Genomic DNA, 13309 nt, shown 5'->3' on the forward strand with positions numbered 1-13309 from the left:
GATAACTTCTTTCCTCTGAAGCTAATACACCATTTTAAGCTTGACACGGCACTACCTAGTGGTCTGTCAAGTTTGAATTGATGGGTATTTCAAAATTGAAAAGCTTATCAATCAAGACTTTTAAGAATTCATCACCCATCAAAATAAGTTTGACAGACCACTAGCTGTAGATATGGCTTTCTACTTATTTGGCTAAAAACCACAGTCAAATAGTAATAGAAGTATGACAATGTATCAGGCATGATGGCTAATCATAAGTTAGCTAAGGCTGTTGCGAATATGGGTTTTTATGAGTTTCGTAGACAGCGCTTAGTACAAATGTCAACTGTACGGCTCGGAGCTAATCGTTGTTGATAGATGGTTTCCTAGTTCTAAAACTTTCTCTAGGTGTGGAACTGAATCGCGAATCTCTGTCTTTATCAGAGCGCGTGTTCAATTGCGAACACTGCAATTTTAGTTGCGATTGCTCCGCAACGCTAGCGCGAACGAGATTTGATAAGACCGTTAAATTTAGCTATGGCGGGCAGTTCGTCCGCGCGTGCCTGTGGACTGGTGAGTGCCGACACTGCCAGAGTGAAGCAGGAATAGAACAGATAATCATAGATTTCTATAGATTATCGTAGGTTTCTAAGAACGGTAATGCCTACTTTACAATAGGAGAAAAGCAGAAAGGAATAGAGGATTACGACAAAGCCATCAGTCTCAACAGAAAATCAGCCCATGAATACTATAATTTGCGCGGTAATCAATTTTATGCTTTAGGAGACTATCAAGCAGCTCTGGTAGATTAATTACGGTAAAGCCATAGAATTGAAACCTGATAACGCTTTATATTATGGCTCCCGAGGAGCTTTATACTTTCAACAGCAAAAATATAAAGAAGCGATCGTAGATTTAACTGAAGGGATGCGCTTACAACCAGAAGATGCTAGATTCTATTACTTCCGAGCTAAGGTTTACTATCAAAGCAAAGAAAAAGAAAAAGCTCGTGAAGATTTCAAGAAAGCAGCAGCTCTATATAAACAAAAAGGAAACACTGAAGAATATAACAGTGTAATGGAAGAATTAGAAAAGATTCAGCAACAAAAAAATCAAAATGCTGAATCACCTGAGTATTACAAAAAACTTGGAGATGAACTTTCTGAGCAAGGAGACCATGAAGCAGCAATTAAAGATTATACTTTAGGACTCACAAAAGCAAATTTGGCGGGTGTTGGTGTTGGGTTAGGTGAGACAAAATTAAGAGGAAAGTTGGGTTTACAAATAACAGAAGTCTTGAAAAACTCTCCTGCATTCAAGGCAAATTTAAAGAGTGATGACATCATTCTAGAAGCTGATGGAAAACTTCTCTTATCTGACAAGACCGACACCTTGCTCAGTTTAATAGATGGTGGTGGTGCATAGTAATGGTAAAGGAAGCACTGGGAGTGTGGGGAGATGGGGAGATAGGGAGATGGGGGGATCGGGAGTCTCGGAGAAATTCAAAAATATATATCCTCACCATTACCATGCAGGACTACTTATATGGATTACATAAGAAGTAGGCACTGAAGTCACCCTAAAAATCCTCAGAGAAGCTGAAGAATTTACAGTAACTATAATCAGGGATTTAGTTCATAAAACTCAACTAGCTGAACTGCACTATCAGCGTGGGTTAGCTAATTTGCAAATAGGCAAAAATCAAAAAGCTCGTGAAGATTTCTAGAAAGCAGCAATTCTATATCAACAACAAGGAAATACCGAAAGATACCAAACTCCAATGGAACAACTAGAAAAGATTTAAGAACAAGAATAAAAATATAGAAGAGTAGAGTCAAGTCAAATCAAAATATCATACTAAATCCGCCTTAGTGAGAGGGTATTTTTTAAAGTTAAGCCTTTGCTAAATAAGGGATTGGTAGATGGGACAAGCCTGCTTTTATACCCGGATTTAGTATCATAGGTTCAAATACCCAAAGTCTAATAGTCTGAATTAAAGTTAAGATAGAGCTATAATGTCATGTCCAATAAAACACTTATAATTATCGTCATAGTTTTGCTATAGCCCCTCAAATGTTTATGTTAGGGCTAAAGCCCAACTACAAACAAAAAAATTATTATCACCAATTATCTGTTAGCGTAGCTCCCCCGGAGGGGGCACATGATATTAAGTCACCAGAAAATTATTTGGTTGATTAAAAAAATCACTATTAAAACTAAATCTGTAATCAGGCTATGGATACCAATATTGGCCAAATTGTAGATAAACGCTATCGTTTTATCCAACCTATAAGTTCAACTATTTTAGGACAGACATATCTGGCAGGAGATACCCACCGTCCAGGTTCACCCCAATGCGTAGTCAGAGAAATTCAACTAGGCAATTTTAACTATGAAAATCAAGAGATTATACTATCATTATTTCAAGAAAAAGTAGAAAAGATTTATAGTTTAAGTAAACACGAGGGACTACCGAACTTATTAGCTTATTTTGAAGAAAACAATAACATATATTTAGTTGAAGATTATATAGTAGGTATCTCGATAAACGAAGAGTTGGCTAGAGAGAAACCTTTGTGGGAAGGAGAAGTAATTAATCTATTAAAGGAGGTGCTAGAAGTTTTAGTTTTGATTCATGGTCAAGGAGAAACTCATGGAAAAATCAAACCAGGAAATTTAGTTAGACAAACCTTAGATGGAAAATTATTCTTAATTAATTTTGGGTTAGAAAGAGAAATTCAGAGAATTTTAGAATTAAATCAAGAACCATTAATATCAGAAAATTACAGCCAAAATAATTCTGATAGTTTACTTTATATACCATTAGACAAAAATCAGCAGGAAGTAAACAAAAAAAATGATATTTATGCTTTAGGAATAATTGCTATTCAAGCACTAACAGGATTATCACCTCAAGATTTATTGAAGCAAAAACAAACTAACAATACTCCTGGAATAGAAATACCTTGGCAGAATTTGCAAGTATGTTCTCTAGCACTATCAGACATCATTGACAAAATGATAAATAGTCAAAGTGAACAAAATTATGAGTCAGTAACAGAAGTGCTAGCAGAATTAAGCAAAATATCAGTCTCAGTAGATACTGAAATTCTCTCAAAACCAGAAACAATAATTACAGCATCTCAAGAAAAAACTCCAGAAATAAATATTCCATCACCACCACCTCAACCGACAAACAATAAAAAAATTATATTAATTGCTAGTTTAGCATTTATAACAATAGTAGGAGCAGCGATCGCTTATTTCTGGCGATACCAATTTATAGTCAAAGCACAAGCACTCTATAACCAAGGTCAAGAATTAGTCAAACAAGGAAAGCAACAAGCAGCGATCGCAAACTACACTGAAGCACTCAAACTCAACCCACAAAATGCAGTTACCTACTATCAAAGAGGCAACTCTTACTATTCTCAGAGAGCTTATGAAAAAGCCATAAAAGATTATACAGCAGCTATTAAAATCAAAGCTAACTACAATGATGCTTATTATCAACGCAGTCTAATTTATTATGAACTAAATGACAATGAAAAAGCAATTACTGATTTAACGCAAACATTAAGAATAAATCCTAACTATACCAAAGCTTACGACAAACGAGGGCAAATTTATTACGAAATTGGGGACTACAAAAATTCCATCCAAGACTATAGTCAATCAATTAGACTTAATCCCACAGATAGCAATACCTATATTAATCGGGGAATAGCAAGAGGAACGATAGGAGATCGAGTAGGTGCAATTAGTGACTATACTCAAGCTATAAAACTCAACCCCAATGATGTACAAGCATATCATAGTCGTGGCAAGTCTCACTTGGAAATGGCAGATTATCAAGGAGCGATTACAGATTATAATCGGGTATTAGAATTCAAACCCGATGATTCTGATGCTTATACAGATAGATGTAGCGCTTATCTAAATCTGCCAAATCATCAAGCTGCGATATCTGATTGTAACCAAGCAATAGAAATAAATCCTCAAAATGATTTAGCATACAATCATCGATGTATTGCTTATTTCAATTTAGGGGAATATCGAAGAGCAAAAGAAGACTGTAGTATTGCTATTGACATCAACAATAAAAATGCCCAAGCTTACATAAACAGAGGTTTAGCACAGTCTGCTCGTGGCTATTTACAAGCAGCAATAGAAGACTTTACTACAGCAATAAAAATCAATCCTCAAAAGTCCCTTGCTTATAATCATCGAGGAATACTTTTCTCAGAGATAGGACACTATAATCAAGCCATTCAAGATTTTTCCCAGGCAATTGAACTCAATCCAAGTAATGCCAAAGCTTATTATAATCGAGGAATTATTTTGTATGAATTACAAGAGCTACCAGCAGCAGTAGCAGACTTTCGCCAAAGTGCTAACTTATCTTTAGAAAAAGGTAAAATCCAGGATTATCAAAACTCCCTCAATATGATAGAAAAACTGCAATAATTAACTATTTTAACAATTAAACTTACCTTGTTTTAAATTCTACCTAAAGCCAAAATTTAACTATTATAAAGAATAGTTTTGGTTCTGATTTATTTAATATATCATATAAAATAATATAGCAGTCGAAGCAAAGGGCGCGGACATTACTAAATGCTATTTGCGGAGTATTTCCGCACCGAAAACTCACTCAGAGATTACTTCTGACTTCTAACTTCTGACTTCTGTACGTCGCCAATCCGACGGCTCCCCTATGCGCGTAGCGCTATACCAACTACCAAAAATAGTGAGAGATTTAATTTATAACCTAATCTACTCTCTGTGTTGCCTGTTGCTTACTCTCACTTAATTTCTCTCGATAGTTAAGAAAAATGGTATAAAATGAATAATATGAACATGATAGGTCAACTGCTAGATGGACGTTACCGCGTCGTTCAAGTCCTTAGTTCTGGTGCATTTGGACAAACCTATTTGGCTGCCGATACTCGTCGCCCTGGGCATCCTCAATGTGTGGTCAAACAACTAAGGGCTCCTGGTAATAGTTTTACTATTGTCAGAACTGCTCACCGTTTGTTCAAGCAAGAAGCAGAAATATTAGAAAAATTAGGAAGACACGATCGGGTTCCTTTACTATTAGCTTATTTTGAAGAAAATAATCAATTTTATTTAGTAGAAGAATTTATTCCGGGAACACCTTTAAATAAAGAAATTATTCCTGGTAAACCTTGGCAAGAAAAACAAGTAATTCAACTATTATTAGAAATCTTAGAAATTTTAGAATTTGTACATGGACATGAAGTAATTCATCGGGATGTTAACCCATCAAATTTAATTAGACGTCAACCAGATGAAAAATTAGTTTTAATTGACTTTGGTTCAGTCAAAGAAGTTAGTCATCGGATCGCAGAAGCAAATGGAGAAATACAACGAACCATAGCTACAGGTACTCCCTCCTATATGCCGATCGAACAATTTCAAGGCATTCCTCAATATAATAGCGATCTGTATGCAGTAGGTATGATTGGCATTCAAGCTCTGACAGGTATTCCTAGTGGTGAACTGCCAAAATTACAAGACCTCTCGCCATCAAATCCTAGTGGTATCCTCTGGCGAAATCGCGCACAATGTTCTTCAAATCTAGCGGATATTATGGAAAAAATGGTACATTACCATTACACCAAACGTTACCAGTCTACAGCAGAAGTTATCAAAGCGCTACAGAAAATTATCGGTCGCTCTCAAAGAGTTATGGCACCAACACCTATAACTGAGAGAAGTCTAAATCCTGAAATTCAAACAAGTCGCAAGGGAATCACATCCCATCCATTGTTGTTGGTTTTATTTGGTTTTGCAAGTTTAGGCGTGATAGCAGTGCTAGTTGGGGTGGTAAGTTTTTTGAATCGCCCCAACCCGATTAAAGCAGAAAGACTATTTGAAAGAGGGATAGAAAATGCAAATCAAGGCTATGAACAAGTAGCAATTTCAGCATATAATAAAGCAATTAAACTGAATCCTGGTCAACCAGAGTATTTTTATCAACGGGGGAATGCTTATTACAACTTAGAAAACTATCAAAATGCTATTGCTGATTACAGCAAAGCAATTAATCTTAACCCCAGCTATGTTAATGCCTATTTTAACCGAGGGGGAGTTTATTCCGATCGCCAAAATTATGCGGGAGCAATTGATGATTTTACCCAGGTGTTGCGCCTTAAACCTCTAGATGCTGAAGCTTATTACAAACGAGGATTTGTTTACTATAAATCCCAAAACTATCCTGCGGCAATTAAAGATTACACTCAAGTTATACGACTGCGACCGAATGATATTAATGCTTACCATGCCAGAGGGTTAGCTCGTGCTGCCAATAATGATTTACAAGGAGCAATAGCAGATTACACTCAGATGATTAAAATTGAACCAAAAGAGATAGATGGTTATTATAATAGAGGCAGAACCCGGTTTTTTCTGGGAGATTATCAAGGTTCTCTAGATGATTATAATCAAGTTATTGAAATAGATCCTAAAAATGAAGAAGCTTATGCTAATCGTTGTAGCACATACTTGAATTTAGCAGAGTATGAAAACGCTGTATCTGACTGTACTAAAGCAATTCAAATCAACTCTGAAAATGACATTGCCTATAATAATCGATGTATTGCTTATCTAAATTTAGAAGAGTATGAAAAATCTATATCTGACTGCACTGCAACAATTAAACTAGATCCTGAAAATCCTAAAGCTTATACAAACAGAGGTTTAGCTTATGCTACAGCAAATCAACCACAAAAAGCCATAGAAGATTATACTCAAGCAATAGCATTAAGTCCAAACAACGCTGAAGCTTATGCAAATCGTGCTAATGTTTACTCTGAAGAAGAAAATTATCAGCAAGCGATCGCTGATTATGCTCAAGCTATTAGACTTAACCCAGAATATGCTGCCGCTTATTACAATAGGGGGCTAGTTAGGGTTAATATCGGGGATAGAAAAGGAGCAATTAGTGATTTTGAAAAAGCAGCCCAACTTTATTTAGAACAAGGTCGTACAGGAGGTTATAGAGATGCTCAATATCAAATCGATAGATGGAAATAGAAAAGAGGGAGTATTCAATAATTAATAATTACCTCTTCTTAAAAAAAAGAGGATTGGTTAAAAGGAATTTTTTTGTTTTTTATCCTTGAAAGGAGAGGCTTTAAACCTTGATTTTTCGGTAAACATCAGAATAATAAACACGCTACTGGCTAATAATTATCAAAAAGGTTATTCTGAGTTTGTTAATTACTGAATAATTGAAGTATCACATCAGTATAGTATTCTTTTTTCAAATTGGTATAACAGATTTTTTCAGCAAACCCTAGTTATAAAACAGAATAATGTCGGATAAAAAAATTATTACACTATTAACTGATTTTGGATTAAAAGATGTCTATGTCGGTGTAATGAAAGGTGTAATTGCTCAAATTAATCTTAATCTAAAAATAATCGACTTGACTCATCAAATTCCTCCCCAAAATTTATTTGCTGCCAGATTTTGTTTGCAAAATGCTTATCCTTATTTTCCCCCAGAAACTGTTCATGTTTCTGTTGTCGATCCGGGAGTGGGGAGTACCAGAAGAGCGATCGCTATTCAACTACCCAATGGTTTTTTAGTCGGACCTGACAATGGTATTTTTAGTGGAATATTGGAAAATTTAGAAATAGAAAATATCAAGGTAGTTACGCTTACTAATTCTGAGTATTGGCGGACAAAAACACCGAGTACAACTTTTCATGGTCGAGATATATTTGCTCCTGTTGCTGCTCATCTTGCTAGCGGGGTAAAGTTAGAAAATTTGGGAGAAAAAATTAATCCAGAAAGTTTGGTTAAATTACCTTTAAATAATATTATTTTTACAGATTCAGGTATTGTGGGTTGCGTTCAGCATATTGACTATTTTGGCAATATAATTACTAATATTTCCAGTAGTTATGTTGTTGAGAAAAATTGGTCGGTTATTGTTAATAATAATGCTAATTTTTCACAGAATAGAAAAATATCTAGTGGCAATACTTATGCTGACTGTAAACCAGAGGAATTAATTGCAATTATTGGGTCTCATGGTTTTGTAGAAATTGCTACTAATGGTAGTAGTGCGGAGGATAAACTTAATTTAAAGTATGGGGATAAAGTTGAAATTTTTTGGTTTTAAATAAGGAATCAGCAGTAAGTAATTAAGGAACGTAGATAGAATTGAACTACTTCTATTAAGGGGGGGTATATGCTCTCTATTGCCAAGCTAGCCAGAGTGGTTTATTTTTTGGTGAATCTAATTGCTGAACTCGAATTAATAATAATTTTTCATGGGTGCTTGTCGAAAATGTAACTCATGCCATGCTTAAATCTGGATTTTTCCTAGCTGAGGATGTTCGAGTTCTATTTTTTGCTGTTTTTTGCTGTTCTGGTCTCGATATTTGCTTATCACTGAGTTTAAATTTTTTTCCATGTAATATCAAATCCGGTAGCATTGGTGTAATTAGATAAAGATGCTGGGGAGATGGGGAGATATACAAAGATTTAGCAATAACTGAAGATGGAACATTTTTTTATACCGAATTAAGGGGATTTGAGATAATAACAATTCCCATGCATTAACGCAAGACCTTGGATAACACTTCAGTTATTAAGTAATTAAACTAAGGTAATTACTTTTTTGTTAATTTGAGCAAATTTAACATTAATTATTCTTGTTTTTACTTCTCCCGTACGGACGTTGCATGCAACGTCTCTACCCCTACTCCTGTACGGGCGATTCGCGAATCGCCCCTACTCCCCGGCAATGGGAAAATGTAGAAAAGTTTTTGAGAAATGGTATAAGGGAGGACGACCACAACCATAAGAAGTTATCAGTAATACCAATTAGTATAATAGGTAGTCAGAAAATCACTAAACTCCTTAATCTGCTTCACCAAATCTTTTTTCTCATATCTGTTGATGGTCTGGATTTTTTGTATCCTTATACTTGATTTTATTTTCAACTATTTAGTCTAAACTCCAGGATATAAAAAACACCAAGAACTCGTCATCAAGTTATCATCAAAGGGCAAAAAAATTCCCAAAAATAACTAAAAGTTGGGATTTGAGCCATCTATTTTTCAGTAATTTTTTTCACTGAAGACAGAGGGATATTGCCAGATTTGGTTAGCATAAATATTGGTCTTACTATTTTTGGTTTTTGTCCAAAGTCCAAAACCTACAGATAAAGAAATTAAATCATTCTCCAACAAAAATATTAATCTTTGTATCAAAATTAAGATAAAATTAACCATTAATATAAAAAGCAGACAATTTATCTAAATATCTTGCAAAAACAACTCTAATGCTATCAAACGAGTTTCTAGAAACAATATGGCTAATACCTTGCTATGCCATAACTGGTGCAATTTTAGCCTTGCCTTGGTCGCCCGGAATTATTAAGCGCACTGGACCAAGACCAGCAGGTTATATCAATTTAATAATGACCTTCATCGCTTTGCTACATGGTTTAATTGCTCTGACAGCAAGTTGGAATCAACCTGCACGAGAACTATCAATACCCTGGCTACAAGTAGCACAGCTCGACATCAATATTTCTGTAGAAATATCTACCCTAACTATTGGGGCGACTATATTAATAACAGGTCTAAACCTTCTGAGCCAAATCTACGCGATCGCCTACATGGAAATGGACTGGGGATGGGCGCGTTTTTACTCCCTACTGGCATTATTTGAAGCGGGGATGTGTGGCCTAGTTTTGTGCAACTCCCTGTTCTGGAGCTATATTATTCTAGAAATTCTGACTCTGGGTACATATTTATTAGTAGGATTGTGGTATAGTCAACCATTGGTAGTCACGGGAGCAAGAGACGCTTTCTTGACAAAACGGGTAGGCGACTTATTTTTGTTGATGGGAGTAGTTGCTCTATTACCCCTGGCGGGAACTTGGAATTATACCGAGCTTGCTGAGTGGGCGAATACTGCAAACATTGCTCCCACTACTGCTACCCTATTAAGTCTAACTTTAATTGCGGGTCCTCTGGGTAAATGCGCTCAGTTTCCCTTGCATCTGTGGTTAGATGAAGCAATGGAAGGACCGATACCAAGTACAATTCTCAGGAATTCTCTGGTAGTAGCGGTCGGAGCTTGGGTATTGACTAAGTTGCAACCAGTTTTAGCTTTGTCTCCTGTAGCTTCTACGGTAATGATAGGAGTGGGAGTGTTTACAGCAGTTTGTGCTTCTTTAATTGCTATTGCCCAAATTGATATTAAGCGAGCGCTCTCTTATTCTGTCAGCGCATACATGGGTTTGGTATTTATTGCGGTTGGCACCGGTCAAGAAAAAACTGCTTTAATATTATTATTTACCTACGCTTGTGCGATGGCTTTGTTGATAATGAGTACGGGTGGAGTAATATTAAATTGTATTAGCCAAGACCTGACTCAATATGGTGGTTTGTGGTCTCGTCGCCCTATTTCTGGAATTTCCTATTTAGTCGGTGCTGCGGGATTGGTTGCTTTGCCTCCGTTGGGTAGTTTTTGGGCGTTGTTACAAATGGCAGATAATTTGTGGCAGACTCAACCTTGGTTGGTGGGGGTGTTGTTTGTGGTGAATGGGTTAACTGCTTTTAGTATTATTCGGGAGTTTGGTTTAATTTTCTGTGGTAAAACTAAGCAAATGACTGAGCGATCGCCTGAAGGTTTATGGGCGTTGGTTTTGCCGATGACTGTTTTGGCTGGTTTTACATTGCACATTCCCTTATTATTAGCACATTGGCAGTTATTACCAGATATTGCAACTATTAATAAACCTGTTGCTGGTTTGTTACTGTTATCCAGTGTCATTGGTTTTGGTATTGGTGGGTTGATTTATATAAATAACAAGTGGCAGAAACCAATTAAATTGCCTTACCAAGGAATACAAGACTTTTTTGCTTACGATTTTTACACGGTCAAATTGTATAAAATTACGATTGTTTTTGTAGTGGGTTTAGTATCAAAAATTATTTCTTGGATAGACCGTTATATTGTTGATGGAGTAGTTAATTTAGTCGGTTTCGCGACTATTTTTGGAGGTCAGGGTTTAAAATACAATGTTTCCGGTCAATCTCAGTTTTATTTGTTGACAATTTTGATTGGTCTTACCCTATTATTAAGTTGGTTAGCTGTCGGTTTATTCTAAAGAAAAAGGGAATAGGGAATAGGGAACAGGGAATAGTAAGCTTTCAAAGGGTTTTTCCTGCGGAAATGCTCCGCAAACAGGATTTATAAATGTCCTAACCTTGGCTTCGACTGCTATATAATCAGAATCATAATTAGCAGAATTTACGCTGAGGTACGAAAAACTAGAGCTTGAGATTGCTTCCCTGTCGGTCACAATGACGAAAATAAGTTATATTATAGCGCTACGCGCTAGGGAATAGGGAATAGGGAATAGTAAACGGTTAAAAGGTTTCAGGGTTTAGAAATGTCCTAACCTTAATGCGTAGTGCTATACGTAAGTCCTAATTAAGCTAATAATAGGATTTCATCTTCTGAAATTATCCATACTTCTCTGTCAAAAATTACAATTTTATGAGGCTACTATTTTATTATCTTTATCTCTCGCGGGTTTAATACCTCACTGTTTAAACAGTTCTTAAAATTGCTTGGAGTTTGTGGACTTAGAGGGAAAGTTCTTTGACTATCTCCATGCAATTTTCCATTCTTCCTTCTGCAATAATTCATGGCAATTTAATCGACCACAACTTAACAAAAAATTATGCTCAGTGTTTTAATCGTCATCCCAATTTTAGGGGCAATATTAGTAGGATTTTTCCCAGGAAATATTCCTGCGGAAAAATTACGAAAGGTTACTTTAGCAATAGCCGTATCTATCATAATTTGGACTGTACAAATTGCCGTCAAATTTGACTTGAATAATCCTAGTTGGCAATTTCAAGAAACATTTGCTTGGATTCCGCAATTAGGTTTAAACTATAATCTTGGAGTAGATGGTTTATCTTTACCCTTACTAGCTCTAAATTCTTTACTAACATTTATCGCAGTTTATGGCTACGGCAATAATATCGAACGTCCGAGACTTTACTATCCTTTAATTTTGTTGGTAAATGCAGGTGTAGCAGGAGCTTTTATCTCAGCAAATTTACTACTTTTCGTTCTGTTTTACGAACTAGAATTAATCCCCATCTATTTATTAATAGCAATTTGGGGAAGCGAAAAACGAGGCTATGCAGCAACAAAATTTCTCATCTATACCGCAGTTTCTGGAATTCTCATATTAGCAGGATTTTTAGGGATAACTTGGTTAAGCAATTCTCCTAGTTTTGACTATAACCTCATATCTACCGAATCGTTACCCCTAATAACTAAACTTATCTTACTAACAATTCTCTTAGTAGGATTTGGAATCAAAATACCACTCGTACCCCTACATACTTGGTTGCCAGATGCTTACGTCGAATCATCTCCCCCCGTTACCATTTTACTTGGTGGAATATTGGCAAAATTAGGCACTTACGGATTATTGCGTTTTTGTTTGGGGTTATTCCCCCAAACTTGGGAAATAGTCGCACCCGGAATGGCAATTATTGGTACCATTAGCGTCTTGTATGGAGCATTAGCAGCGATCGCTCAACAAGACATTAAACGGATGGTAGCCTATAGTTCGATTGGACACATGGGTTACATTCTCGTTGCTGCTGCTGCTAATACGCCCCTAAGTTTAGTGGGAGCGATCGCTCAAATGGTGGCTCATGGTCTAATTTTAGCGATTCTATTTCACCTGGTGGGTGTGGTAGAAACTAAAGTTGGTACTCGCGAGTTATCTGTTTTGAATGGTTTAATGAGTCCGGTGCGGGGTCTACCTTTCACCAGCGCTTTATTAATTATGGGTGGAATGGCAAGTGCAGGTATTCCGGGAATGGTAGGTTTTGCTGCCGAGTTTCTGGTGTTTCAGGGCAGTTTTTCTACGTTTCCAATTCCCACTCTTTTGTGTATTATTGCTAGTGGTTTAACTGCTGTTTATTTTGTGATTTTGTTGAACCGTACTTGTTTTGGCAGACTAGATAATAATACAGCTTATTATCCAAAAGTTATTTGGTCTGAACGTGCTCCTGCTTTAGTATTAGCAGTAGCGATTTTATTTTTAGGAATTCAACCTACTTGGTTAGTGCGTTGGACTGAAGAAACTTCCAATTTTTTAGTGCTTAAATCTCAAATAGAAATTCAGTCAATAAGTCAATATCTAAAGTAGGGAATAGGGAATAGGGAATAGGGAACAGGGAACAGGGAACAGGGAACAGGGAATAGGCAAAAAACAATTATTTGTTATCAAGAAATTCACCAGAA

7 protein-coding genes are annotated in these 13309 nt (G+C 36.2%); all 7 read left to right on the forward strand.

The genetic code is table 11. The features are described 5' to 3' along the window. Window positions 1–343: 343 nt before the first annotated feature. The 7 genes from ACP6PM_RS13640 to ACP6PM_RS13670 all read left to right on the forward strand — a co-directional run bounded on the left by ACP6PM_RS13640 (window position 344) and on the right by ACP6PM_RS13670 (window position 13214). Entirely contained in the window at window positions 344–457 is a 114-nt protein-coding gene (locus ACP6PM_RS13640; protein ID WP_426585454.1) for a hypothetical protein, read from the forward strand. Between the two features lie 353 nt (window positions 458–810). After that, entirely contained in the window at window positions 811–1404 is a 594-nt protein-coding gene (locus ACP6PM_RS13645) for a tetratricopeptide repeat protein (RefSeq protein WP_426585443.1), read from the forward strand. An 810-nt stretch (window positions 1405–2214) separates the two neighbouring features. Beyond that, window positions 2215–4446 carry a tetratricopeptide repeat protein gene (locus ACP6PM_RS13650; RefSeq protein ID WP_426585445.1) on the forward strand — a complete coding sequence of 744 codons (2232 nt, stop codon included), beginning with the start codon at window positions 2215–2217 and terminating at the stop codon, window positions 4444–4446. A 378-nt stretch (window positions 4447–4824) separates the two neighbouring features. Further along, entirely contained in the window at window positions 4825–7038 is a 2214-nt protein-coding gene (locus ACP6PM_RS13655) for a tetratricopeptide repeat protein (RefSeq protein WP_426585447.1), read from the forward strand. Between the two features lie 281 nt (window positions 7039–7319). Then, window positions 7320–8135 carry an SAM hydrolase/SAM-dependent halogenase family protein gene (locus ACP6PM_RS13660; protein ID WP_426585448.1) on the forward strand — a complete coding sequence of 272 codons (816 nt, stop codon included), beginning with the start codon at window positions 7320–7322 and terminating at the stop codon, window positions 8133–8135. Between the two features lie 1167 nt (window positions 8136–9302). Then, window positions 9303–11141 (forward strand): NAD(P)H-quinone oxidoreductase subunit F, encoded by a 1839-nt coding sequence (locus ACP6PM_RS13665; protein ID WP_426585450.1) that lies wholly within the window; start codon window positions 9303–9305, stop codon window positions 11139–11141. Between the two features lie 579 nt (window positions 11142–11720). Further along, window positions 11721–13214: an NADH-quinone oxidoreductase subunit M gene (locus ACP6PM_RS13670; protein ID WP_426585452.1), complete on the forward strand. Its 1494-nt coding sequence runs from the start codon at window positions 11721–11723 to the stop codon at window positions 13212–13214. The last annotated feature ends 95 nt before the right edge of the window (window positions 13215–13309 follow it).

This window comes from Dapis brunnea BLCC-M229, from assembly GCF_050015995.1.
Classification (GTDB): Bacteria; Cyanobacteriota; Cyanobacteriia; order Cyanobacteriales; family Microcoleaceae; genus Trichodesmium.

Bases quoted from the DNA above. Each gene is read 5' to 3' on its own strand.
- ACP6PM_RS13650 (WP_426585445.1), top strand. From the start codon at position 2,215: ATGGATACCAATATTGGCCAAATTGTAGATAAACGCTATCGTTTTATC.
- ACP6PM_RS13655 (WP_426585447.1), top strand. From the start codon at position 4,825: ATGAATAATATGAACATGATAGGTCAACTGCTAGATGGACGTTACCGC.
- ACP6PM_RS13660 (WP_426585448.1), top strand. From the start codon at position 7,320: ATGTCGGATAAAAAAATTATTACACTATTAACTGATTTTGGATTAAAA.
- ACP6PM_RS13665 (WP_426585450.1), top strand. From the start codon at position 9,303: ATGCTATCAAACGAGTTTCTAGAAACAATATGGCTAATACCTTGCTAT.
- ACP6PM_RS13670 (WP_426585452.1), top strand. From the start codon at position 11,721: ATGCTCAGTGTTTTAATCGTCATCCCAATTTTAGGGGCAATATTAGTA.